General features: G+C 37.0%; 18 protein-coding genes, 1 tRNA gene and 1 pseudogene. 7 read left to right on the top strand and 13 right to left on the bottom strand.

The features are described from left to right. The first annotated feature begins 66 nt into the window (after window positions 1-66). Entirely contained in the window at window positions 67-2,109 is a 2,043-nt protein-coding gene (locus H3T84_RS06015; RefSeq protein ID WP_198218535.1) for an OPT family oligopeptide transporter, read from the top strand. Between the two features lie 1,323 nt (window positions 2,110-3,432). Here the strand turns inward: H3T84_RS06015 and H3T84_RS06010 are convergent. Next, window positions 3,433-3,508 (bottom strand) — tRNA-Glu (locus tag H3T84_RS06010). Between the two features lie 359 nt (window positions 3,509-3,867). On the opposite strand from H3T84_RS06010, the gene H3T84_RS06005 reads away from it, so the two are divergent. Continuing rightward, a complete protein-coding gene (locus tag H3T84_RS06005) occupies window positions 3,868-4,146 on the top strand; it encodes a hypothetical protein (RefSeq protein WP_037475634.1) in 279 nt (92 codons plus the stop codon). Window positions 4,147-5,032: 886 nt separating this feature from the next. Here the strand turns inward: H3T84_RS06005 and H3T84_RS06000 are convergent. Both H3T84_RS06000 and H3T84_RS05995 read right to left on the bottom strand, forming a co-directional pair. After that, complete coding sequence (locus H3T84_RS06000) at window positions 5,033-5,260, bottom strand: YccJ family protein (RefSeq protein ID WP_198218534.1); 228 nt, start codon at window positions 5,258-5,260, stop codon at window positions 5,033-5,035. A 161-nt stretch (window positions 5,261-5,421) separates the two neighbouring features. Beyond that, window positions 5,422-6,135 carry a hypothetical protein gene (locus H3T84_RS05995; protein ID WP_198218533.1) on the bottom strand — a complete coding sequence of 238 codons (714 nt, stop codon included), beginning with the start codon at window positions 6,133-6,135 and terminating at the stop codon, window positions 5,422-5,424. A 620-nt stretch (window positions 6,136-6,755) separates the two neighbouring features. Between H3T84_RS05995 and H3T84_RS12130 the strand changes: the two are divergent. Next, window positions 6,756-7,034 (top strand): annotated as a pseudogene (locus H3T84_RS12130) (DDE-type integrase/transposase/recombinase); the annotation flags it as partial. Window positions 7,035-7,094: 60 nt separating this feature from the next. Here H3T84_RS12130 and H3T84_RS05990 read toward each other — a convergent pair. After that, window positions 7,095-7,919: a helix-turn-helix domain-containing protein gene (locus H3T84_RS05990; protein WP_198218532.1), complete on the bottom strand. Its 825-nt coding sequence runs from the start codon at window positions 7,917-7,919 to the stop codon at window positions 7,095-7,097. A 200-nt stretch (window positions 7,920-8,119) separates the two neighbouring features. Between H3T84_RS05990 and H3T84_RS05985 the strand changes: the two genes are divergently transcribed. After that, complete coding sequence (locus tag H3T84_RS05985; protein WP_078475123.1) at window positions 8,120-9,484, top strand: MFS transporter; 1,365 nt, start codon at window positions 8,120-8,122, stop codon at window positions 9,482-9,484. 129 nt (window positions 9,485-9,613) lie between these two features. Here H3T84_RS05985 and H3T84_RS05980 read toward each other — a convergent pair whose 3' ends face one another. The 3 genes from H3T84_RS05980 to H3T84_RS05970 are packed head-to-tail and all read right to left on the bottom strand — an operon-like array spanning window position 9,614 to window position 12,348. Next, a complete protein-coding gene (locus tag H3T84_RS05980) occupies window positions 9,614-10,984 on the bottom strand; it encodes a histidine kinase dimerization/phospho-acceptor domain-containing protein (protein ID WP_078475122.1) in 1,371 nt (456 codons plus the stop codon). Beyond that, window positions 10,981-11,643, bottom strand: coding sequence for a response regulator (locus H3T84_RS05975; protein WP_078475121.1), 663 nt, complete (start codon window positions 11,641-11,643; stop codon window positions 10,981-10,983). The genes H3T84_RS05980 and H3T84_RS05975 overlap by 4 nt, the downstream gene beginning before the upstream one ends. 6 nt (window positions 11,644-11,649) lie before the next feature. Then, entirely contained in the window at window positions 11,650-12,348 is a 699-nt protein-coding gene (locus H3T84_RS05970; protein ID WP_198218531.1) for a VIT family protein, read from the bottom strand. A gap of 145 nt (window positions 12,349-12,493) precedes the next feature. Here H3T84_RS05970 and H3T84_RS05965 point away from each other — a divergent pair, with 145 nt between their 5' ends. Then, on the top strand, window positions 12,494-14,122 hold the full coding sequence (locus H3T84_RS05965) for a phosphoethanolamine transferase (protein ID WP_370524036.1): 1,629 nt from the start codon (window positions 12,494-12,496) through the stop codon (window positions 14,120-14,122). A gap of 25 nt (window positions 14,123-14,147) precedes the next feature. Here the strand turns inward: H3T84_RS05965 and H3T84_RS05960 are convergent, their stop codons facing one another. The 3 genes from H3T84_RS05960 to H3T84_RS05950 are packed head-to-tail and all read right to left on the bottom strand — an operon-like array spanning window position 14,148 to window position 20,120. After that, window positions 14,148-16,382, bottom strand: a complete 2,235-nt coding sequence (locus H3T84_RS05960; protein ID WP_198218529.1) for a DEAD/DEAH box helicase — start codon at window positions 16,380-16,382, stop codon at window positions 14,148-14,150. Beyond that, entirely contained in the window at window positions 16,382-17,686 is a 1,305-nt protein-coding gene (locus H3T84_RS05955) for an ATP-binding protein (protein ID WP_025330193.1), read from the bottom strand. Before H3T84_RS05955 ends, H3T84_RS05960 begins: the two co-directional genes overlap by 1 nt. A gap of 4 nt (window positions 17,687-17,690) precedes the next feature. Beyond that, complete coding sequence (locus tag H3T84_RS05950; RefSeq protein WP_198218528.1) at window positions 17,691-20,120, bottom strand: TerB N-terminal domain-containing protein; 2,430 nt, start codon at window positions 20,118-20,120, stop codon at window positions 17,691-17,693. Between the two features lie 376 nt (window positions 20,121-20,496). Between H3T84_RS05950 and H3T84_RS05945 the strand changes: the two genes are divergently transcribed. Together H3T84_RS05945 and dcd are read left to right on the top strand one after the other, a co-directional pair. Beyond that, entirely contained in the window at window positions 20,497-21,399 is a 903-nt protein-coding gene (locus H3T84_RS05945) for a recombination-associated protein RdgC (RefSeq protein WP_025330195.1), read from the top strand. Window positions 21,400-21,488: 89 nt separating this feature from the next. Continuing rightward, window positions 21,489-22,055, top strand: coding sequence for a dCTP deaminase (gene dcd / locus H3T84_RS05940; RefSeq protein WP_025330196.1), 567 nt, complete (start codon window positions 21,489-21,491; stop codon window positions 22,053-22,055). Between the two features lie 73 nt (window positions 22,056-22,128). On the opposite strand, the gene H3T84_RS05935 is transcribed toward dcd, so the two are convergent. The 3 genes from H3T84_RS05935 to H3T84_RS05925 all read right to left on the bottom strand — a co-directional run bounded on the left by H3T84_RS05935 (window position 22,129) and on the right by H3T84_RS05925 (window position 25,100). Then, window positions 22,129-22,473, bottom strand: coding sequence for a DMT family protein (locus H3T84_RS05935; protein ID WP_037393604.1), 345 nt, complete (start codon window positions 22,471-22,473; stop codon window positions 22,129-22,131). Window positions 22,474-23,139: 666 nt separating this feature from the next. Further along, window positions 23,140-24,246, bottom strand: coding sequence for a class I SAM-dependent methyltransferase (locus H3T84_RS05930; protein WP_232346125.1), 1,107 nt, complete (start codon window positions 24,244-24,246; stop codon window positions 23,140-23,142). Window positions 24,247-24,407: 161 nt separating this feature from the next. After that, entirely contained in the window at window positions 24,408-25,100 is a 693-nt protein-coding gene (locus tag H3T84_RS05925; protein WP_198218527.1) for a Bax inhibitor-1 family protein, read from the bottom strand. Window positions 25,101-25,114: the final 14 nt, after the last annotated feature.

Here is a 25,114-nt window from a genome sequence, read left to right as displayed (position 1 = left end):
AATAAATATCCAGAAATTTTAGTATTATTGTTATTATTCCAAGTCGCATTTTTATGGAGTTATTACATGCAACACCCCTCAACCACCTCATCGGCGGTCGATCAGTATCGCGAACTTACTGTTCGCGGCATGATCTTAGGTGCATTAATCACAGTAATATTTACTGCATCTAATGTATATCTGGGGCTGAAAGTTGGCCTGACATTCGCTTCATCCATACCTGCTGCCGTAATCTCTATGGCTGTACTCAAATGCTTTCATGGTTCAAATATTCTTGAAAACAACATGGTACAAACACAGGCATCGGCGGCCGGTACCTTGTCTTCAATTATCTTTGTTCTACCCGGTTTGTTAATGATTGGTTACTGGCAGGGTTTTCCATTCTGGCAGACAACCTTGATATGCGTTGCCGGCGGTATTCTTGGTGTTATTTTCACCATTCCTTTACGCCATGTACTGGTTGTTAATAGTGATTTACCTTATCCGGAAGGTTTAGCCGCTGCTGAAATACTCAAGGCTGGTGACCACAATCAACCACAGGAAAATGATGAAGATTCACCGCAAAGCGGAGTTAAACAGATTGTTACCGGTGGTATTTTATCCGGTATTTTCAGTTTTCTGGCTGGCGGCTTACGCGTAATCAGTGAAAGTGCCAGTTACTGGTTTAAAGTAGGCGGAGCCATATTTCAGGTGCCCATGGGCTTTTCACTGGCTTTGTTGGGTGCCGGTTGGCTGGTAGGTATTACCGGTGGTATTGCTGTACTGCTAGGCATGTTTTTTTCATGGGGAATAGCCGTACCATATTTCACCAGCACCACTGCAATGCCTGAAAATGTTTCAATGATGGATTTTGCAATTAAACTTTGGGTAACCAAAGTCCGCTATATTGGCGCCGGAGCCATCGCTGTTGCTGCAATCTGGACATTAATTACCCTTTTCAAACCTATGCTTGAAGGCATGAAACTTTCTTTTCAGGCCTTTGGATCGGATTCACAAACCAGCAAAACACAGGAGCGAGTAAATCAGGATTTATCACCTAAAACCATGATGCTGATTGTAGTGGCTACTCTGATCATTCTGGTTGCTACCTTTTACAGCTTTATTGCCACTGCGCCGATATCTTTCGGACTGGCCTGTGCTTTAGTTGCGTGTGCCACCATCATGGCCTTCATTATAGGTTTTCTTGTGGCTGCAGCCAGTGGCTATATGGCTGGTCTGATTGGTTCTTCTTCCAGCCCGATATCCAGTATCGGTATAGTTTCAATCATCATTATATCGCTGGTATTCATGGTGATTGGTCAGTCTAGCGGTATTTTCGCACAAGCTGGTGGTAATCAGTTTATGACAGCTTTAGCATTATTTACTGCTTCTGTGGTTATGGCCATTTCCACTATTTCTAATGATAATCTGCAGGATTTAAAAACCGGCCATCTGGTTCAGGCTACACCGTGGCGCCAGCAAGTAGCACTAATTATTGGCAGCATTGTTGGTGCGATAGTAATCTCACCAGTACTTGAACTGTTGTATAACGCTTATGGTTTTACCGGAGCCTTACCACGTGCCGGAATGGATGCTGCTCAGGCACTGTCAGCACCGCAGGCAACTCTGATGACCACTATTGCCAAAGGGATTTTTTCTCACAATCTGGAATGGGCATACATCAGAGCAGGCGTATTTTTGGGTGTATTCCTGATTGTGCTTGATGTAGTGGTCAAATATCTTCGTCCGGGCTGGAGTGTACCTCCGCTGGCAGTGGGTATGGGTATTTATCTGCCGGCTTCCGTCAATATGCCAATCTTTATCGGAACAGTATTATCCTATTTATGTTTGCGTTATATCAAAAAGCGCCATACTGATCCAGCTATTCAGGAGAAAGAGGTTAAAGCCACAGATCGTCGTGGTACATTACTGGCTGCTGGATTAATAGTCGGTGAAAGTATCGTAGGTGTAGTAATGGCTATGGTAATTGTTGCATCTATTGCTCTGGGTGGCGGCGAATCTCCGCTGGCTTTGAATTTGCAGGGCTGGGATAAAATTGGAGAACTATTAGGTTTACTTCTCTTTATTTCATTTATGGCAATTCTGGTACGGCAAATAATAAAAAAATAACAGTTAATTAATTAAAACAGCGCATAAAAAGCGCTGTTTTTTGTATATCTCTGAGATATACAGACTTAAATAAAATAATTCTACAGTATATTTATATGCCATCATACTTAAGAAAAATAAAAAAAATAGCTTCAATACTAGCTGTCTCGAAAATATCTAATGTTAATAGAAATCATATAAGTTATTATTGTGTATATATTTTATTAGTATTTTTTTATATATTCTTATAGAGAATAATTTTTTATGTAACAAATATTATTATAAAAATGAATACAGTAATAATTGAAACACATTGTCAAATAAACTGTTATTGCAAATTAATATTTCAACTAACTCTGATTTCTAAATTCATTATATTTGTTGTAATAATATCTCTTTTATTATAGTAAATTTTGATATTCACATTATCAGTCCGGAGACTGGAAAATTTATATTTTCTATTGTTAATGCACATCCGATGCATTCCGCACCTGGTGCCACGTTGACAGGGGGCGAGCAGGTGAGCGAAGAAGCTACAAGTACCGTGAGTTAGTAGGTTTTATATACTAAAGAAAAAATCAGCTAGGTATTGTGAAGATTAAACTGATTTATGCCGGTAATTTACATATAACAACATTGCAGCGTTTGCCTTACCAGATGCTGATCTTTGAAGCTGATACCGACCAGCGTACTTGATCAGAAATGCGGGGACAACTTAACTAGCCGATTGCCTCAAGGATTATTAAAATAAACGCTGCACATCTAGGACAAAACTCAAAATCATAATATTTCCCTCCCGCTGCATAATTTTTACATACATAGTTTCTTCTTATTAAGTAACTATAATTTATTTAAGTATATTACAAATTTAAGTTATTTTTGTTAATCTTATTTTTTTATTGAAATATAGTTAAATTATTTTAAATAGAAACGTCTAACCTTTATGTTTAAAAAATTTTGAACGAAAAGAGCAAATTTAATTCGTTGAGAATGAGCTAAATAATGTAAAGCTTAACGTGATGCGGTAATAAATGCAATTGAAAGCAGCTTAGATGAAGTAAGTCCAATTATGAAATGAATATCAAATTAAGATGAAAGAGAAATAGCTCTTTTATTTAAACAGGAAAAATATCTGCTGAAACTGTCTTTGTGGAGCCCTCTTGTATTTAAATTAATTCAGCTGTTAAAGCTCTGCGGGATAGCATAACAAATATAAAGAATGTTCGAAAAAATAATTTTATTACAATCGCTTATAGAAAATATTGAAATATTTGACGGGTAATAGTTATAAACTATTTACCCGAACGGATTGTGAATGCAAAAGCGGATCATAGTAAGAACGAATGGCACGCCTACAGGGATTCGAACCCCGGTTGCTACCGTGAAAGGGTAGTGTCCTCGGCCTCTAGACGATAGGCGCATTAGATGAGCATACTTAATATATATCAATTTATGTGATCAAATATATATTTACTGAAATGATCTCTTATTTGAAAGATAATTCTAACAGGTTTAATCAATATTATAAACAACTGGCTATTACATTCTAATGTTCCATTATTCTGGTTACATTTATTTTTATCCTATGATAGGATGGCTAAATGAACAGATAGAATTTAATAAATTTTATGTCAAAGAGATTGAAAATATGGGTTTGGCAACCATATTAATTAACGATTACTGGCTAATCAATAGTAGTATGATGATAAAATCTGATTGAGTAAAGAGGGAGCCATATATAAAATATGCGATTTTAGATAACTTGTCTGCTATTTGGAAATGTATGCAGGTCAAATTTTTGCTTTAAATGAGGAAGAAATAAAAATGAAAACTGGTTTAAATTTTATTGTATTAACAATGGTATTATCTTTTTCAGTTAGTAATGTATTTGCATATAAACCATCTCAGTTTGATAAATTGAGTCTGAAGCAGAATTGCCAAAGAGAGCTGGAGTCTCCGTTCAAAGATATGGCTGGTACTCCTAGTTGTGATAAGCTGAGAAAAATTGAAATTGATGAAAATCAGCCTACTCGACGAGTAATTCTTGAAAATGAATAATAATATTTAAAAATTTTATCACTAAAATTTTTAATGTTAATCTAGCAGAATTAAATCTGTTAAATTACTTAATTGACATAATATCTGCCTTAAAAGCTGCATCATAATGTTTATTATGATGCAGCTTAATTATTAACTATATAGTTCATTTAGTATATGATTATTTCTGTCAAAACTGTATTATCCCGCTGTGAGTAATGTTATGCTGTTAGTATTATATCTATAGTATTTATAATAATTATTATACTTACGATATTTAGACTAATGGTAAGTAAATTATGGTGTTTTTATAGTTTTATCAATTACAATTTTATTCATTTTCAGTGATAATTAGCTATATTCAATTGCTCAATTTATATTATTTCATTATATTATAAAGAATAAATATACTTAATTTAAAAATTAACTAATAAATAATAAGAAAATTTTATAATAATCTTAAATCTATTTAGTAAAACATAATTTAATATAAATAAGATAGTTTAATAAAAGAAGATAAATCCCTAATTTAGTTTCAATATAAATTAGCAATAAGCTGATTAGGTTGTGCTGTTTAGCAGATATTTAACAAATTAAGACAAGAAAATTGTCTCTTAGCAAGTGTATTAGCAGGATAGGCTAGGTTGGAAAACACAAAATTTAAAGAATTCACTCTAGATTTTTTTGATTGTCTACAAAAACATAATATATATTGTGATTTCATTCCATGGAGAAAGTAAATTAATTGCTTTTTTTCTAATTGATATTATTAGCCTTAATAGAACTGCTTTATATGAACAGCTATGTCTGACTGAACATACTTATTACATTTATTCGACAATACACATTGATATAAATTTGTGTATTTCAATTGGCAAAAGATAATAATATGACCTATAGTATTTAACTAAACATTTTTTCTTTCGATAGTTTGCTCACCCCAAAAGAGCTTATCAGCTTTTGTTTTAGCGAAGGCCTTTTTTAAAACTTCATCGCTTCCTTCTTCCCAAATCTGTTCGGCTAATTTTTCATCATTGTTTGCTAATTCAAAAATAGCCTCGGCAATCTCAATAGAAGTTTCACGAACATTTGCCCAAGACTGAATATTATATATTTCTTTTTGGTTAGTATTCATATTAATTTTCCTTAAAAAGTTTAATATGATTATAGAACAATATACTGATAATTTATTTTAAGTAATTGTACTATAATCATATTTTAATTTTACAGTAATATATTGCAATCCATTACAGAAATAAATTTTTAAAAATTTTACTGCAAGATTTATATATATCATTAATTTATACTAGTAATATCGACGATTGGGTATCCATTTGCATCAGTTTTGTTAGAACATTCTACTTTATAAGTTTTGCCTGCTTTAAAATTACCTTTTAAAGAGAAATATAAATCTTGAGCCCGGCAAAACACAGTAATAGAATCTCTTGGACCAACCAATTCGGCTTTTGTTTTTAGCTTTCCATCCCAGTCAACTAAGCCTGTAATTTGTGTTCCTTGCCATATAAGCATAGTTTTAGGATTACGGCCATTTGTAATAAAGATAACTTTATTTGAATTATCCGGTTCTTTTTCCTTAAGATTATCCGCAATGTTTTTTTCAATAGAAACAACACGGAATGAACGGTTAGGTCCTTTTTCACAATATATGTAATAAGTATTTCCAGGTTTGAATTTAGTATTTTTTATATATCGACTACCTTCGAGCCTTGATCCGTTACCTATTAGCTCGTTACATGTAACGTATAATTCATCAGGAACAGGATATAAGTAGAGTTCTCTATAATAGCTATTATTGGTATTCAGATATGCTGACAGTTTATTTCCATATATATCTTTTTGTAAACCTATTAAATGAACAGATCGCTCATTTTTCGGCATGTCTTTTTCAAATTTGCCGATAGGATGAAGCTGAGCTAATTCATAAGGAGCGCAGCCAGAAATGCTGAAGCCAATAAACATTAATGAAATATATTTTAAAAAATTATTCATGATTTTTTCAATGTAAAAATAATTATTAAATAATATAGTTTATTTTATATCTTGTAAATATTAATATTTTTCAAATAGCTAGTATACATTAGCTATTCATAATTAATTTGGTATATAAAAATAATTATTGTATAGATAGTATATATAGATATTGCATCAGATTTTCGATTATATAGATTTTTAATAATGACAATAAGAATTTATTATTTTAAATTAAATTAAGTCATTTAAGTAAGAATGCATTGTATTATGATGTTTTTCGTTGTAGTTTTACTTGGAAATTAATAGTTTTATTTTATACTTTCTAATCTTTACTATATTTTATTGCAGCCAGTGCAGCTGGGTAATCCCATCAACAATAGACAACCCCAAGCCACTGCTACTATTTTCTTGCCCTGTCGGCCGGAAAAAGCGTTCATACAGACGTTTAGTTTTTTTGAGGCAATATTATTACAGGAATTAATAATACTGTATTCAGAACTATAGAGAATGGGATTATCAGGCAGATTACGGATAAGAATAGTCAGCAGGGTATAATCACGTAATACTGCCGCCGCATCAGTATTAAATTACTGCAAGATACGCTACTGGCGTTCACGTACTAGCAAGTTCACACTTAGAATTTACGAATAAAGCCCCACAAAAACGCTTTAAACGAGTGAAACCTGATTCATTAGCGGTTCCCAGAACATCTATGAATGTTGGTCAAAGGATTTTATGCATGACCAATTGACTGACGGACGGAGCTGCCGATTATTTAATGTGATTGATGATTTTAATCCAGAAGGCTTAACTATAGAGAGAAACTTATCTTTGTCCGCAGTTCTGGTTATACAGTCGTTAAATCGGATCATTGAATGGCGGGGTAACCTAAATCGTTACGCTGTGATAATGAGTCCTAGTATATTAGTGAAAAACTCTCTGCATGGTTAAAAAATAAGGTTTATGTTGTGTTGTATTTAACCAGGCAATGTAGTGTGAGTGAAGTCTCGATATGAAAGACGGTTTCTCATGGCTTTTTGGTAGTTTCCCGGCGTTACCCCGAAATTTCGTCGGAAAATAGAAATAAACCCGCTAATATTGTCATAACCTAAATATAAAGATATTTCTGTGACTGGTTTTCCGGCAGCAAGCAATTCCAATGCTTTTAACATGCGCAGTTTCTGACGCCATTCTGTGAAATTAAATCCGGTTTCATTTGTAAACCGACGTGTTAATGAGCGTCGGGAAATGCCAGCCCAAATGCCCCAGTCGTTAATTTTTCTGTCATCACTAGGATTATCACACAAAGCTAAAGCGATTTTTAACAGACGCATATCTTTTGGCATTGGAAGTGCTAGCTCAACTTGAGGCATTGTTCTAATCTCGTCAAGGATTACGGCAATTAATCGCTTCTGTTCTGGTTCCAGTTCTGAATTATGCCATGACATGGTTCGTGTAATTGCTTCACGCAGTAAATCAGATAATTCTAAAACGCATGGTTTGACAGGTAGTTTAGTACATGCGTTTTTTTGTATATAGATGCTCCATCCTTCGAATGGTCCATGTGATCCAAGAAGACTATGCTGTACATTCGGAGGTATCCAGACACCATGAGTTGCGGGCACTACCCATTGACAATTTTCTGCTTCAATTGAAATTAAACCTTGTAATGTGCCGAGTAATTGTCCTCTCGCATGACCATGGCGTTGTGTCACTCTTTGTGAAGAGTGGCTGACTGTCGATATGATCATTGGTTCGCTATCAGAAGAAGCGATCTGTGGAGAAATGAGTGGAGTATTCATTTATATGGCCCCGATGGGATATTTTGTGGCTTAAATTGGTTAGTAAAACTCTATTCTACTGACTATCCTGAAGCCTCTTAATTGTATTGAAGATAACAAGTTAGCAATAAATAGATAAGTTGTAGATGTGCAAAATAATAGTTTTTATACAAATTTATTGGTTATTTTCAAATTTATTAATCATCTAGAGAGAGTTTGACATGGCACAATCAGTTGAGCTGACGGCCGCAGAAAGAAAGTTAGTGTTTGCTATGACGCTATCTAGTATATTGCCATTACTGGATAGCAGCATTGTTAATGTTATTTTATCCTCAATTTCGAATGACATTAATGCCTCTTATGCTTATATACAGTGGGCTGTTACTGTATATATGCTAGCCTGTGCTGCGGGTATATTACTATCTCCTTATATACATGAAAAATTTGGACTCAAGAAAGCATGGATATGCTCAATTTTTGTTTTTCTTGTAGGTTCTATATTGGTTGGATTTTCATATAATCTGGTTTCTTTAATCCTGTTTAGATGTCTGCAAGGTTTTGGTGCAGGAATATTAATTCCTATTACTCAATCCACGATAGCGACTTATTTTGGTAAGGAAAGACTAAAGCCGGTTATGGCATTGATTGCTATTCCGTCAGTCTTTGCCCCTGCACTAGGACCAGTTTTGGGAGCAATCATATCAGAACAGTTAAATTGGAGAATAGCTTTTTTTATCAACATACCTTTAGTACTTGTGGCTTTTTTCTTTGGTAGGACGACAATACCTGATATTAAAACGTCTAAATACAATATGAATATTTATGTGTTTATGACATTTTTAATTGCTTTAATTTTATTTTTTATCTCTATTAAAAATATCGCATCTGGGCATTTTTTTGATATTTCTAATATTATTATGCTGGTTTTATGTATTGGTTTGATGATGATTTCGCTTATTACTAATAACAAGTCAGACAGTAAACTGATTGATTTAAGTGCATTTAATAGTCCTCAATATTCAATGTCAATAATGATGGGGTTTCTGACGTCGCTTATCTTTTTTGGTTTTATGATTTTTTTTCCTTTAATACAAGCAATAAAGGGTAATATATCTCTTACATATATTGGTATGCTGCTTGCCCTGCAAGGTGTAGGTGCCTGGTTGGCTAGAAAATTTATTTATAAATCTCTAAGTGAGATAAATTCATTTCTAATTATTGGTGTAGGATTAATAATATCAGCAATAAGTATATTAATAATTCAAGTTGGTGGAAACGCCTCTGAAATTATCGGTTTTACGGTCCGAGGCTCCGGATTAGGCATCGCCACGATTGCTGTTCTCTCTTCTCCATTCGAGTTTTGTGATAAAAATCAAATTAAGGACACGAGCGCTGTCACGCGTGTTGTACAGCAGATTGGCGGTGCATTTGGGGGAGTATTATCAGGAATACTTATCTATCTGACGCAAGCTCAATTAATTTTAGTAAACAATGCTTACCATGTAATGTTTTTTGTATCTCTTGTATTTGGTGTTATTGCTGTTATTGCCTATATTTTCCTTGGTCGAGTGAATAAAATCGCCTAACATAAGATTTGGTTCGTTTATATAAATTTTGGGTACCGATTAACAAGTCTGTTGCTGTGCGAATTGTGCAAACATTAGCTAAAAGCCCCACCATCTCACAAGCAAATCTCAGTTAACATTATTATTGTATTATGATGCTTTTTGTTGCAGTTTAACCTGGAAATTAATAGTTTCATTTTTATACTTTCTAATTTTTACTATATCTAATTCCATTTGCAGCCAGTGCAGCTGGGTAATACCATCAACAATAGACAGTCCCAAGCCACTGCCACTGCTTTCTTGCCCTGCCGGCCGGAAAAAGCGTTCGCGCAGACGTTTCAGGTTTTCTAAGGCAATATCATTACAGGGATTAGTTATGCTGATAGAGTTTGTGTTTAGGGTTAAATTAATAATACTGTGTTCAGGACTATAGCGAATGGCATTATCAAGCAGATTACGGATAAGAATAGTCAGCAGGGTATGGTCACCGCAAATAGGTAATACTGCCGCCGCATCAGTATTAAATTGCCGCAGGATACGACACTGGCGTTCACGTGCCAGCAAGCTGACACTCTCTATAGCGTCGTTGGTAATATCTGTCCAGTTAACTGCTTCGGTATGGGGTAACTCGGTAAGTGGATCAAGGCGGGAAAGAGTAAGAAGCTGATCGACTAAGCGGGTAGTGCGGTCGATGCTGTGTTCAATGCTGCGTACACGCTGTTGCTGAGCATCGTTCAGGCTGGTAAGTGCCAGCACTTCTGTTTGTACTTTAAGTGCAGCTAATGGGCTGCGCAGTTCATGTGCTGCATCTGCTGTGAAGCGCAGTTCACGTGCGCGAGATTGTTCTATACGCTGAAATAAATCATTCAATGCATTGATAATAGGCAGAATTTCGGTAGGTACAATATTAGAAAGAGGTGTAATACTGTGCGGTTCTCTATGGTACAGAGTTTGTGCCAGTGTCTGAAGTGGCTGTGTACCACGGCGTACACTCCATGCAATCAGCCATAGTAAAAGCGGCAGAGCAAGTATAGATACTGCCAGTTGTGACCATACTGCACGCAATACAGTTTGCAAACGTTCGTGCATACTGAATGATACGGCTACTTTGAGTTGCTGCTGAGGACTGTTCAGATAAAAAATACGCCATGCATGGCTTTGCCACCAGTATCCCTGATTGATAAATCCCTGATAATCCGGTTGATAGGGAATAGACTGGCCTGTTTCATCGGTATTAATCAGTTTACCTTTATACCAGATGGCGTATCCGGATTCTTTGGCATCAATAAGCCCGCGCTGTGGTTTTGGAATAGATGGTAAAGCGGGATATTGGCTGGAATTGAGATTGATCGGTGTATGTAATAATCGCTGTGCCAGCTGACTCATCTGTGTATCACCGGCTTCATTGATTTCATGCATTACCGCCACTGCGCTAATGATGGCTGTCAGAATCCACAGAAGTGGCAGGGTGATACCAAGATAGATAATTAAGCGCCGACTAATAGCAGTGGTTGGCTTCAAGGTGCCTCTCCGAGCTGATAGCCAAGTCCGCGCCGGGTACGAATAATGGTTGTACTGATTTTTTTACGTAAATGATGCACGTGTACTTCTATGGCATTGCTCTCGACTTCCTGTTCCCAGCTATACAGTTTATCTTCGATTTGAGCACGGCTGAAAACATGTTGCGGATGAGTAACGAGTAGCTGTAATAACAGCCATTCACGCTGGGTAAGATTAAGTGGTTTGCCATACAGGCAGGCATGACAGGAGTTAAGTTTCAGACTTAGCTGCCCGAAGTTAATTTCGGTCTGACTGATGCCCTGACTGCGACGAATAAGCGCATGCAAACGTGCAATCACTTCATCAAGCGCAAAAGGTTTACATAAATAATCATCAGCACCGGCATTCAGACCGGCAAGTCTGTCGGGCAGGGCATCGCGGGCGGTGAGAATCAAAACCGGTGTGCTGAGAGTCTTGCTGCGCCAATGGCTTAAAACGTCCATACCATCTCTTTCCGCCAGACTTAAATCAAGTATTACAGCATCGTATGGTGCTACACTTAATGCCTGTTCTCCAAGGCGGCCGGATGCAAAAATATCGCAAGCCATACCTTGCTGGCTCAGACCGGCAGTAAGGCCGTCAGCAATGTCTCTGTCATCTTCAAGAATCAGTATACGCATATTTTTTCATATAGTGATACCAATAATCCGACCTATCATGCTGGTAAAGGCCAGTGCAAGTGCACCTAATATGACTATTCGGATTACAGCCGGACGTTTGGGAGCTCCGCCCAGATGTGCTGATAGGCAGCCCAGAATACCAAGACCGGCTATGGTGGTAACAGACAGTATGCTCATCAGCCATACGGTAGAGCTTAACAGAGATAGTAATACTGGTAATAAAGCACCGCAAGCAAAAGACAGTGCGGAAGCCAAAGCTGCCTGAAGCGGATTGGCTTTACTGACTTCGGTGATACCGATTTCCTCACGGGCGTGGGCTTCAAGGGCATTATGTTTAGTTAGAGCTTCAGCAACCTGTTGTGCAAGTGTTTTGTTTAAACCACGCTGACGATAAATATTAGCCAGTTCTTCCAGTTCTATTTCCGGATATCGGATAAGTGAGTCCAGCTCTTTGCGTAAATCAGCTGCTTCTGTATCGCGCTGGCTGGAAACGGAAACATATTCTCCGGCAGCCATAGAGGCGGCACCTGAAACAAGCGCTGCAATACCGGATATAAGCAAGGTATGCTGATCCGGATCGGCTGCTGCCAGCCCCATTAGCAGGCTGGCAGTGGAAATCAGTCCATCGTTAGCGCCAAGAACGCTTGCGCGTAACCAATTGTTACGATTAGAAAAATGTTGTTCATCATGCCATGACTGGCTCATTTCGGACTCCTGATAAGTACAAATTAGTACTTTGCAGACATATTAATTACCGTACCACAATGACGCCGCTTATTGGCATGGTTTACCTTAAGCTTCACTTAAGGCTGTTTTTTTACACTTGCCGCTGTTTAGTTAACAGGGGCTGATGATGCAGTCGAAATGGGTATTAAGCAGCAATCGGGCCATATTATTGCTCAGTATTTATATCTTATTGATCTTTAATATAGGTTTCTGGAGCTATCTGTTTCAGCATGTAACTTTGAAAAATAATGTTATTTTCTGGTTTACCGTGCCCGTTTTGATGCTGGCTGCAATGAATTTTTGTATGCAGTTGTTATTCTGGCCATATTTACATCGGTTGATGGTGCCATTGCTTCTGTTGCTGGGTTCAGCTGTAAGCTATGCAGTGATGATGCTGCATATTTATTTTGATGCCAATATGCTGCAAAACATTATGCAAACTAATATAGGTGAAGCCGATGCCTGGCTGACGCCTCAATTCTGGATGTGGCTGGGCATTACCGGCTTATTGCCGGCGCAGTGGTATTGCTGGGGTGTTACTATTTACTATACACAACCATGGTATCGTGAATTCGGCAAACGAATTGTGGTCATAATTGTTTCTTTGATTACGGTTTTTACACTTATTCTGCTTGCGTATGGCAGTTATATTTCTTTTTTCCGAAATAATAAAACTGTGAATCATTTAATAGTGCCCACAAATTTTGTCGGAGCAGCAGCAAAAACAGCTTATAACACATATGATGCTCATCAGCCTTTGCAACGCATAGGACTGGATGCCAGTCATCAGCGTCATGGGAATAAGCGGTTATTGATACTGGTGATGGGTGAAACCACGCGCGCTCAGAATTGGGGATTGAATGGTTATCCGCGTCAGACTACGCCAGAGCTTGCTGCTATGGGTGATCAGGTTGTCAATTTCCCTCAGGTTAGTTCGTGTGGTACAGCAACTGCTGTGTCTTTACCCTGCCTTTTCTCGAATATGCCACGCCAGCATTATCAGGCTAATCTGGCAAAACATCAGGAAGGGCTGCTGGATGTTTTGCAACGTTCAGGAGTTGCCGTAAGCTGGCGTGATAATGATGGCGGGTGTAAAGGTGTTTGTGACCGTATCCATCATCAGGATGTACGGGACTGGGCGCCGAATTTGAAATGTAATAGTGATGGTTGTCTGGATGAAAGCCTGTTAATTAATTTACACGATATAATTACCAATATGCCTAATGATGCTGTTTTGGTATTGCATACAATGGGTAGTCACGGCCCCGCTTATTATCAGCGTTATCCTGAGGCATTCCGGCGCTTTACACCGACTTGTGATACGAATCAGATTCAGCAGTGTACCAGGGAGCAATTGCGTAATACATACGATAATACAGTACTGTATACAGACCATATACTGGCAGAAATAATTAAGTTATTACAAAATGAATCCGGTCTGGCCAGTGCGATGTGGTATTTTTCTGATCATGGAGAATCTTTGGGTGAAAACGGTATATATCTGCATGCAACACCCTATGCTATTGCACCGGAAAAGCAAACCCGTGTACCTATGTTGTTCTGGGCAAACCATGATTTTGCCGATATCAGTAATCTGGATATGAACTGCTTACGCCGGCATGCGCATAAGCAAGAATTTTCACATGATAATATTTTTCATTCAGTGCTGGGACTAATGAATGTGAAAACCAGTGAATACCAAACTCAGCTGGATTTATTTGCATCGTGCCGGGAAAATAACTTTAATTATTGATTTAAAAATAATTATTATATGAATATTATGTTATAGTAATTTCTGATTTTGTATGAGCAAATTGCTGTAACCATTTTTTTGTTCCTTGTAGATCAAAAGCCTGACGGGCATATTTCATTAATAACAAATGTTTAGGAAGATAAGAGTCAAATTTTTCCTGTTTTTGTTCTGGAACAAGTTGTGCAAGTGCCCAATCTTCACCAAAATCTTCCTCAGCAAGTTGTTTTAATATTTTTTCGACATCTTCAATTGATTTATCATATACTAAGATTATTCCATTATTTATCGCTAGGGTCAGATCTTTCCGATGTAAAAGGGCAAAGAGGGTATTAATAACTTTGTCTCCTTCCCACGTTAATATATACACTGTGTTGTCGTACTGGATTAATCTTTCTGTAGAAAGTTTAAAATATTTAAAAAAACGACAGCTTTCAATAAATAGGTTTTTAGCATTACTATCGGTAAAATCTGCTTTCCCGTTTGCAGCTGATATCCTGAAATCTTCATCGCATAATATTTGATACATTTCCTTACGGATAGTTCCATGAATATTTAAACTATTATTTTGAAATGTCGGAGGAACTCCTCCTTTTGTTTTATCAACTAAAATGATTTTATCTGAAATATCAATGCTGATTATTTGCCAGCGCTGGCCAGCAAAAATGATATTTTGTCCTTTTATGAGTATATTTGTGACAGGTATAGATCCTAGCGTTTTGTTTTTGGTTATTACCCGATACTCAAGCGGAATTTGGAAGACACTATAAAAAGTATAATGGTTAACAAGTTTTTCACCATTTACGCCTAAAATCAGAATATCGTTGTGTGTCTGGCCAATTAATTGCTCTGAACCCATATGTCTGAGCAAACTTTTAAACTGAGATGTGGTAACGTTTTGAAAAGGTCCTTCCTTGCATAATAATTGGTAAAGCTGTTCTATCCGGATACCACCCCATTGAGCAAGTACAGACAAAATTTGATGCAAAAGTGTTGAGAAATGAAGCAAGCCGTTATCGACTGGTTCAAACCAGTTACTGCTGATTAACAGACGTACCATCGCTAAAGCTTGAATTAATTCCAGATGTAATAAATCGATAAAATTAGATGTTTCTGTTTTTTTTGTTCCAGCTATTAACATCCGTAATATTGATGAATTGCCACGTCTGCCACTTCGTCCTACCCGCTGTCGCAAACTAGAAACTGAATGCGGGCTACCTATTTGTATAACCGAATTAACTTTACCAATATCAATTCCTAATTCAAGAGTCATAGTGCAAATTGCAGTAGTAGGAAGTGAACTTTTCTGTAAACGTTGTTCTAAGGATTCCCGAAATGATTTTGCTAAAGAGCCATGATGCGGGAAAAATTCATTCGGCAGATTTTTTTGCTCACACATATCACTCAGGCAAACAGCAATTTTTTCACACTTTGGTCGGCTATTAACAAAAACAAGATTGTTACTACCGCGGCAAAAACGAAATATGTCCTGACAAATTTGATCTGTAACAGTATTAGTAGTTTTAGAAAAACGATTTTCTATCTCATCCTGTTTAGATTGATCAATATAGCCACGTACTTGTAATTTAAGTGAAGAATGAGCATGGGTCTCGCGAATTATCTGGCAATGGAGTCTTTGATTTGGTCGTAGCGACAAAGGAACACTATTTAAATCGCCTAATGTAGCACTTAAGGCAATGCGTGGAACTGGTGTTTTTAGCTTGCCAATAAGGTGCTCAGTACGAGTTAGCAGAGATAATAATTGTATGCCTCTTTCTTGACCGATAAAAGCATGAAATTCATCAATAATGATATATTGCAATGACTGAAAAGCTTTTCGGAACCAGCCAGAATCATTGAGAAGCATTGATTCTAACGATTCGGGTGTAATTAGCAGAATACCAGAGGGAGATTTTTTAAATTTAGTTTTTTGGTTTGCAGGAATATCTCCGTGCCATGGGGTAAGTTGCATCGAAAGCACTTTCGTCAGGCTATAAAGGCGACGATACTGGTCATTAATCAATGCCTTTAATGGACTGATATATAAGATACTTACTCCATTTTGTATTTCCATGCATTTACTACAGGCAGGCAAAAACGCAGCTTCCGTTTTGCCTGCAGCTGTTGAGGCACTAATTAGTACATCGGTTTTTCCAGCAAGTATCGGAGCAATAGCAAGTTGCTGAATTTCTCGCAGGCTATTCCAACCTTGCTGGTAAATCCACTTCTTTACTTTTTGGTTTAGTAAATGATAGCTTTGCATTACAGTCTGAAATCTGTCAGATTATCATCATTTTCAATTTCTATTTCCATATCAGAGTTTTTTTCTTCTTCTATTTTGAGTGATTCAAGTAGTTGCTGCCATGAAATCTCTGGATGTTGTTCTATAACGGTAAGCATATCCAAAAATGCCTTAATAGTGTTACGTGGCGTTTTGAAATAGGCTTCTCCGATGGTTTGGTTACAATGAATCAGAAATGCCGTTAAAGAATCATCTGGGACAAGGTATTTAGTACTGTCTCCTGAGGCATAAATATGCCGAAGATTTTTTAGTAAAATATATAATTCTTCAGGGGAAAGACAGGCTAAATGTAATGCTGGGGATGAGTAATCGATTACGTCTGCTTGTTTAGCAAAATTATTTTCTGCAAGTCTTGTTTGCAATGCTTCATAACTATATAAGCCTTTGTAAGGATCAAGCAGAAATTCAGGTGTTCCACCTAATAAGAAGCCAATATATTCAGCATTTCCCTGTAAGCAATCATTTAATATGCGTAGTATTTGCTCATAATTAGATTTTCTGGCCTGTGTATTGCTTAGCTTATATAAATTTACCATTTCGTCCAGATTAACCAATAATCCGCTATAACCAGCCTGTCGTACAAATAGACTCATTATTTTTAAAGCATCGTAAAAAAAAGCGTCGGAAATAATGGTTCTCACCCCTAAATCATTGCGGGCATCGGTTTTGGTGCTGTATTCTGCTCTTAACCATTTAATCGCACAAGCTTTTAAATGTTCATTATCCTCTTCGCTTGCTTTCCAATATATTTCAATAACTTTGGCAAAATCATAACCTCCAACCATTTCAGATATGGCTGTGAGTCTTTTATGAATAACTTTCTCTACACTGTAGTCGTTGCTTTCTGCTTCTTTCTGAACTTGGGTAATGAATTTTTCTACAACACTGGTCAGGGCGTTTCCATCAGGTTTATTACGTGTAGACATATTTTTCATTAATTCTGAGTAGAGATTTTTGGCCTGACCACCAGTAGCATGCAGGCGTCTGTCTGGAGATAAATCTGCATGTAATGTTACAAATTTCCGTTCCAGTGCAATTGCTCTTACTACACTCATAAAAAAAGTTTTGCCTGAACCATAGTCACCAATAATCAGCCTGAAAGCAGCTCCTCCATCTTCTATACGCTGGATATCTTGTATCATGGCTTTTAATTCATTAACTCTTCCCACCTGTATATACTGAATACCGATTTTCGGAGTAACACCTGCTTTCAGGGATTGAATAATTGCATCTCTTTCTTTTGCTCTGATTTTTTTTTCTGTCATCATTTTATCCTTGTAATTCAGTTAATATTTCAAAATCTATATAAATATCATTATTTTCTTCTATAAGTGGTGCATCTACACATTCATAGGCCCATTCGTTTATGGTTTCAATTGCACCGTCGGGCAATAAATTAAATTTTTTGCATAATTCAATATATTCATCACGCTTCCAATGTTCTCTTGTAATCAAAATGTTTAAGAGCTGTTGATGAGTGCTATCAAGATTCTGGTTATCCGGCAATTCAGGCTGAGGTACTGTCGGTTCTTCTTCAATATCAGTAAATATAGAGCTTAGTAACGACTGCACATCACTGGTTTCGCTTTCATGCAGTTTAAGAATAGCCGAGTCAAGGATAATATTGCTTTTTTTATCTGTATCAGTTTCATTATTTTCTGATGCTGCTAATGGTTGTTTTTGCAGAGTTTTGTTGGAGGATGCTGATAGTGTGTGAATGTCATTGACTACGGTAAATTTGTCTAATCCTAAAGCAGTGTATAATTTTTCAATCTGTTTGATTTCAGCAGGTGCTGCATCACCGTCTGCCAGAGCAATGGAAATGAGCAGATGACTAATAATTTTTCTTTGGTTAGAATCAAGTTTTGCTATTTTATCTCTTAAACCTTGCATACCATGAGTATTATTCAAGCACGATAATAGAAAAAGTTGTAAATACTGTTTTTCTGTATTTTGTAAATTTTGATTAGAATCTATAAAACGTTTTAGTAATTCTTTTTCTTTCTCATGAATGAAACCATCAATATTTGCTACGATTACGCCTAATCTTATTAATAGCTCAGTATATCGAAACTCTGCACTGGGCTGAAAATTCACTAAATCCAGAGAATCATGTAGTACAATTTTATCTTCAGGATTGATTTTAATTGTTTGAATGCGGCTGTCAGGTATTATAGTTAAACCAAATTTGTTTGCCATCCGCTGCATCAGCTCATTTTCTTTTTTATTAATTGCTTTTGGTAATTCGGTATTGATATTTTTCCAAAAATCCTTTACCGAAGCCAAACCGTTCTGCTCCAGCAAGACATGATTGACCCATGCTCTGAACTGTTTAATTACAGGAGAATCGTTTTTATTAAACAGTTCTGCCGGCAACAAAGTTAGGGCAGTAATATCGTTACGGGAAGAATTTTCTCTTGCTAAGTAACGGCTGTATTCACCCAGTAAATTTGTACATAGTTCCGCTATTGCAATCAACCTTTTTAAAGGTTTTGTTAATATGCTTGGGTCTGGTAAATTGGGATTATCCCATTGGCAAAAACCAATGGAGCGATTTGCAGCCTGATAGTCGATTTTTAATCTTGTCTTATTAGGTTTAATCAGGATACCCGCAGGAAAATGTTCATTAAATTTCAGAAAGAAAAGCTGTCGAAACTCCTCTTTACAGCGTCGTGCAGCTGTTCTGAAATAATATTCAGGAGTGTAATCTAACCAGTCTAACGCTAAGCTTGCCTTTACAGGTTTTTCATTTTTTACTGTTACAGCCAGTATCAGTTTAAAAAATAATTCATTTGAAAATTGGAATAATTCATTTTTTAACTGTTTGGTAATAACAGGACGTAAATAGATCATTAATGCCAGTAAATTTCCCGAATAATTATTAAAAGAATAATTACTGTCATAAATTTTTCGTAAACGTATTATTTCATAAAATATCTCAAAATATTCTTTTATATCAATTAAATGAATAGAGTTTTTGTTGGCAATGATGCGACGTTCCAAACCATAAAAATATAGGAAAACATAGCCTATAGGCATATTGGGATGAGAACGATCAGATGCTAGCCAATCTAAATATATCCCGCGACATTGAGGAGAAAGTCCTGAATAACTTGGCCAATAGCATAATGTAGCATCAGTATAGAATTCAGTCTCATTTTCAATTTCTACTGGTTTAGACACAGGTAAAACAGGATCAATCAAACTATCTTCACTACTGTATCCGTTTAATCCCATCAATTTGCTGCCGTAGAAAATAAACCCTTTGTTCAATTCCCGGTTTTGAATGGTAATTGAACTATCCGGAGGCAGCCAGCGTCCATCTTCGATATCCTGAATTTTTGATTTTTTTGAATGATTACCGGAGTTAATTGTAAAAGTTACCAGTTCATCATCTTCATTTTTATTAACCGATTGTTTATCATCATTATATTGAGTCGATAACTCGATAATAACTGAATTAATATTATTTTGAGAATAGGGTTGTTGCGATTTACTATCATAATCTGATTTTTCAGATTCTGTTTCTACAGACAAAATATTATCTTGATAAGGTTTGGCTATTTGCGAAGCTGAGTTTTTCTGAGTACGATTGCGTGAAGTTGGTGTTGGTGGTTTTTGCTTTTTATTGGAAAAGATGATTATTAATGAAAAAAAAATTACTATACAAGTAAAAATCACCATTTTATAAAATGCCATTCCTCTTTAACCCAGTGTTAAAAAATATATAAATAGTTAACAAACAAAAGCTGACTGCATAATACACATTTTATGTAAATATATTTTTAGATATTACGACCATATATATATTTAAGCCAAGTTAATTGGCTTTTTTTAATTTAAAATGAAATAATTTATTAATTTGTGTTGTTTTATGTACAATAAATTTGATGTGTATAAAGCTATTGAGATGATTAACTAGGTCAATTCTTATACTATATTAATATTTTTGAAGAAATTAACTTGGTTATTTATTTGAGCAATTATTATTTTATTAAGTTGTATAGATAACGCACTTAGGTTCAAGCTGCCGTATAATCACTCATTTCCTAGTTGGCTGTGAAAGAAATTACGCATGTGGTTTAAGCAATTAAGTATTTATCCGCTCAATAAAGACAATCTGCCGAATTTAGAAACTTTGGTTGATAAGCTGACTGAAGCTCAGTTTAAGCCGTGTATGGGATTGGATTGGGACAGTATTGGCTTTGCCAGTCCTGTATCGTTTAGCCCGGAGATGGTGTTTCCGGCACAGAATACATGGCGTATTGCGCTAAAAAAAGAAGAAAAAGTATTACCGGCAGCCGTGGTGCGCGATATTCTTGACGAAAAAATTAATGAGATTCGTGAAGCTGAAGGGCGGAATGTCGGGCGTAAGGAGAAGATGGAACTGAAAGAAACCATCACCGATGATTTGTTGCCACGTGCTTTTACTAAAAGTGGTAAAACAGAAGCCATTATTGATACTCAGCGCGGCTTATTAATGATTAATCAGGCCAATGCCAACCGTGCTGAAATGCTGCTTACGAAATTACGTGAGGCACTGGGCGGACTGGAAGCGAAGCTGCCACGCACTCAGCAGTCGCCAGGCAGTCTGATGACGGAATGGCTGTTAAGAGGAGATGCTGCCGGTCATTTTGAGCTGGACTGTGATTGTGAACTCAAAGGACTGGGTGATGCTGCACCAGTAGTTCGTATCAGCCATCAGGATTTAACCGCAGAGGAAGTGGTTAATCTGGTCAAAAATGGTAAGGTTGTTACTCAGTTGGGGTTATGCTGGCAGGACAGAGTACGTTTTGTGCTGACGCAGGATTTTACTCTTAAACGTATTCAGTTTCTGGATGTGATTCAGGAGGAAGCTGCAGGGCAGGGAGACGATATGCAAAGTATAACCTTTGCATCACAAATACTGATGGCAGAAGCCTTAGGCGATCTGCTTGCTGAGCTGGTGCATCATTTAGGCGGCTGGTTACCGGAATAATGGCTTTAAACGGCGTAAATAGTCGCAATTTGCCTGCAACAGTGGCATTGGCTTCGGTATAATGCGCTAAATTTATTAAGGATAGTGTCATGAGTATTAAGTCAGACAAATGGATACGCCGTATGAGTGAAGAGCACGGCATGATTGAACCGTTTGAACCTAATCAGATTAAGCAGTTAAACGGTGAAAAAATCATTTCCTATGGTACTTCCAGCTATGGTTACGATATTCGCTGTGCACGCGAATTCAAGATTTTTACTAATATCAACAGTACTATTGTAGACCCGAAAAATTTTGATACGCGTAATTTTGTAACTGTTGAAGACGACTTTTGCATCATTCCGCCTAACTCGTTTGCTTTGGCACGTACTGTGGAATATTTCCGTATCCCGCGCAATGTTCTGACTGTTTGTCTGGGTAAATCCACTTATGCACGTTGCGGTATTATCGTTAATGTCACGCCATTTGAACCTGAATGGGAAGGCTATGTAACTCTGGAATTTTCCAATACCACGCCATTACCGGCTAAGATTTATGCTAATGAAGGGGTGGCACAGGTATTGTTTTTTGAAAGTGATGAAGAGTGCGCTACTTCTTATAAGGATCGTGCCGGTAAATATATGGGGCAGACGGGTGTAACTTTACCTAAAGCTTGATATAAGTCTGTGTTTGAAAAAGGACGCAATTGCGTCCTTAAAAATTGAGATGTTCAGGCGGCGGTTTTACAGATTAGCGTTTAAAAGCAAAATACACTGCACCAAGAATAAAGCCGAAGCTGATTAAATAGTTAAGTCTGAATTCATCTTTTAAATAAAGAATCGCAAACAGGGTAAATACGACCAGTGTCACTACTTCCTGAATAATCTTCAGTTGGAATGGTTTAATTCCCCACTGTGCCCCCAGATGATTGGCCGGCACTGCAAGACAATATTCAAATAGAGCAATTCCCCAGCTAATCAAAATAATCTGCCAAAGCGGAAATTGATAATTATTGGGTTTAATATGCCAGTACCATGCTGTAGTCATGACCAGATTGGATGCTGTGAGCAAACAAATAACAATTAAGTAATGCATAATGATGTGGTGTATTTAAATTGATGATTTCTTAATAAGATAAATCATACAATGATGAAATGGTTTTGTTCATATACTCGAAATGAAAAATATATCTTACTGCAATCAATGTTTTATTCAAAGATAAATAGCAGGAAGTAATAGAAATGTAATAAGTAATTAATACAAAATTTTATATGTTTTATTGATATATATTTCAGCTTTGAATTCAGTTGTTTATTTATACTCAATATTAAGTATATCTGTAATTATCTGGAATTGTATTGAGATAGTTTAAGTAAAAGGTTTACTGTATCTGCGTGTAAAGAGTACAGATAGTGTTTTGAGTAATAAAAATGATGAAGCAGATATTGATTAAGGAAGAAGGTTTTTGCAATATGTGTCTGAATTAGTAATTAAAATATATGCTTTTCAACTGAATTTCTTACAAACTAAAATTAATTTCAATTTGGGGCCAGGCGATGGTTATATATCTGAAAAAGATATTTATAACTTGTAATTCTAAATAAATCAATAATTTTTATGTTAAGGGTGAGCTGGACGTTGAAAGTGGTTACCGGTGCTATTAAGTTCACTAAATTATAGTTTATGTCTGTGAATAGATTTTTGTCTGTATGTACTGATGAGGAATAAAACAGGTGTTTGCATTACTATGCAAACACCTTTTTATTGAATGCCCAATTGCCACAAAGAAGTGATTTCACGATTACGGGCATAGGAAAGTGGATGGTGTTGTTCCCGGGCTTTTTGATGCGTGGGTTGAGTATCGATTTTATGAATAATTTTTAACCCTGCTGCTTCTATCCATTGATGTAAGGCTTCTGTGGGGCGTAAGCCAAGATGTTCAGCTATATCGGACATAATCAGCCATACCTGCCCGTTTGCTGAGAGGTGGTTTCTGACATTTTCCAGAAATGTTTTCAACATTTGATGGTTGGGGTCATAGAGTGCGGTTTCTATATCGCTGCTTGGTTTAGCGGGTAACCATGGAGGATTACAGACAATGAGATCGGCCTTGCCCTCAGGAAACAGGCTGGTATGCTGAATATGAATTTGTTTATTTAAACCCAGACGCTCTATATTTGCTTGTGCGCATGCAATGGCGCGCGGATTATTATCTGTTGCAATGATTTCAGGTATTCCACGCTGTGCGAGTATAGCAGCCAGTACGCCACTGCCGGTTCCGATGTCCCATGCTGTCTGACAGGCAGAGGGAAATGCTGCATGGGCAACCAGTTCAAGATATTCACCGCGTACGGGCGAAAATACACCGTAAGGAACATGGATTTTTTGTCCTTGCAATGCAGGAATGGAAACACCGGTTTTATGCCACTCATAAGCGCCAATATAGCCTAATAACAGATGCAATGGCAGAAGTAGGGCGTTCTGATTGGGTTTGCCGAATACGTCGTTCAGAGCAGCTGCAATGTTTGGTGCGCGACTATTGTTAAGTAAGCCCTGAGGTTGAATCTCTACTAATAGAAGCTGGAACAGGCGGCTGTGCTGAGCCTGTTGCAAACGATGTTTATGAAAATCAGTATGAATACGGGCTTTACTGCGAACACGTTTTTTAATCGCAGCCAGTAGTTGTTTACCCTGATGATAATCACCGCGCCAAAGCAATGCTGTATGCTGGCGCATGAGTGGAATCGCCTGTTCAGCGCTGATCTGAGTGATAGCCTGAATGTGTTTCGGAGCGGGATGGCGGCTGTCGCCTCCCCAGTCTGCCTGCATGTTTTGTGCGTTTTCTGTCCACTGGATGGTTTCGTTCATGTTTATTTATTATGTAAAAGATAATTATAAAAGAATAGGAAGTTAAATAGGGCGCAGATGAGCAAAGGATTATTTTCCTGTTATACACATAATTTTTGCAGAAATAAAAACTGCCTGAACTTATTTTGGTGTTCAGGCAGTTGAGTTATTGAAATATAATTTTAACGGTCATCCATAATTGCCAACAGAATTTGTACCAGGCTGCTAAAAATATTGTACAGAGAGATAAATAAAGTAAGTGCTGCACTGGTTGCACTGTCTTCACCACCGGCAATAACAGTACGGATTTGCCACATGATCATCAGTGAACTGAAAATAACAAAACCAGCTGCGATAGTGAGTGACAAGGCTGGTAAATGCAAAAACATATTCAGAATCATACCGATAATTAAAACAACTGCACCAATGATCAGGAACTGACCAATACCTTTCATTTCAGATTTGGAACGATGAGCAATTGTTGCCATGGTAAAAAATACGGCTGCTGTCATTAATGCTGCCATACCTATGATTTTTGAGCCGACAGAAGAAGCCATAAGATATTGTAAAAGCGGTGAGATATAAAATCCGATACCGAAAGTAAAAACCATTAACAGGGCTATACCTAAATTGTTATAACGGTTTTTTTCAATTGCAAACATCAGTCCATAAGCGAAAATCAAAAACGCTACTACTGACAGCCAAAAATTACTAAACAGGGTAAAAAAGTTTACATAAGTACCTGCATAAGCACCTGCAGCGCAAGGGATGAATGAAAGCCCGAGCAAGGCATAGGCTTTACGTAAAACAACTGCCTGCTGGTTTTCGCCTGCCTGACCCAGCTGGGTGAAGTCGTAAGTGTTACGGGGTTGCATAAATAAGATTCTCC

The sequence above is a fragment of the Snodgrassella sp. M0110 genome (assembly GCF_016101465.1).
GTDB lineage: Bacteria > Pseudomonadota > Gammaproteobacteria > Burkholderiales > Neisseriaceae > Snodgrassella > Snodgrassella alvi.
This window is presented reverse-complemented; position numbering and strand designations above follow the sequence as displayed.

Excerpts from the sequence above, each read along its gene's own strand:
- H3T84_RS05935 (WP_037393604.1), bottom strand. The coding sequence starts at position 22,473 with ATGCATTACTTAATTGTTATTTGTTTGCTCACAGCATCCAATCTGGTC.
- dcd (WP_025330196.1), top strand. The coding sequence starts at position 21,489 with ATGAGTATTAAGTCAGACAAATGGATACGCCGTATGAGTGAAGAGCAC.
- H3T84_RS05925 (WP_198218527.1), bottom strand. The coding sequence starts at position 25,100 with ATGCAACCCCGTAACACTTACGACTTCACCCAGCTGGGTCAGGCAGGC.
- H3T84_RS05965 (WP_370524036.1), top strand. The coding sequence starts at position 12,494 with ATGATGCAGTCGAAATGGGTATTAAGCAGCAATCGGGCCATATTATTG.
- H3T84_RS05975 (WP_078475121.1), bottom strand. The coding sequence starts at position 11,643 with ATGCGTATACTGATTCTTGAAGATGACAGAGACATTGCTGACGGCCTT.
- H3T84_RS05930 (WP_232346125.1), bottom strand. The coding sequence starts at position 24,246 with ATGAACGAAACCATCCAGTGGACAGAAAACGCACAAAACATGCAGGCA.
- H3T84_RS05945 (WP_025330195.1), top strand. The coding sequence starts at position 20,497 with ATGTGGTTTAAGCAATTAAGTATTTATCCGCTCAATAAAGACAATCTG.
- H3T84_RS05955 (WP_025330193.1), bottom strand. The coding sequence starts at position 17,686 with ATGACAGAAAAAAAAATCAGAGCAAAAGAAAGAGATGCAATTATTCAA.
- H3T84_RS05985 (WP_078475123.1), top strand. The coding sequence starts at position 8,120 with ATGGCACAATCAGTTGAGCTGACGGCCGCAGAAAGAAAGTTAGTGTTT.
- H3T84_RS05995 (WP_198218533.1), bottom strand. The coding sequence starts at position 6,135 with ATGAATAATTTTTTAAAATATATTTCATTAATGTTTATTGGCTTCAGC.
- H3T84_RS05960 (WP_198218529.1), bottom strand. The coding sequence starts at position 16,382 with ATGCAAAGCTATCATTTACTAAACCAAAAAGTAAAGAAGTGGATTTAC.
- H3T84_RS05990 (WP_198218532.1), bottom strand. The coding sequence starts at position 7,919 with ATGAATACTCCACTCATTTCTCCACAGATCGCTTCTTCTGATAGCGAA.
- H3T84_RS05970 (WP_198218531.1), bottom strand. The coding sequence starts at position 12,348 with ATGAGCCAGTCATGGCATGATGAACAACATTTTTCTAATCGTAACAAT.
- H3T84_RS05950 (WP_198218528.1), bottom strand. The coding sequence starts at position 20,120 with ATGGCATTTTATAAAATGGTGATTTTTACTTGTATAGTAATTTTTTTT.
- H3T84_RS06015 (WP_198218535.1), top strand. The coding sequence starts at position 67 with ATGCAACACCCCTCAACCACCTCATCGGCGGTCGATCAGTATCGCGAA.
- H3T84_RS06000 (WP_198218534.1), bottom strand. The coding sequence starts at position 5,260 with ATGAATACTAACCAAAAAGAAATATATAATATTCAGTCTTGGGCAAAT.
- H3T84_RS06005 (WP_037475634.1), top strand. The coding sequence starts at position 3,868 with ATGTATGCAGGTCAAATTTTTGCTTTAAATGAGGAAGAAATAAAAATG.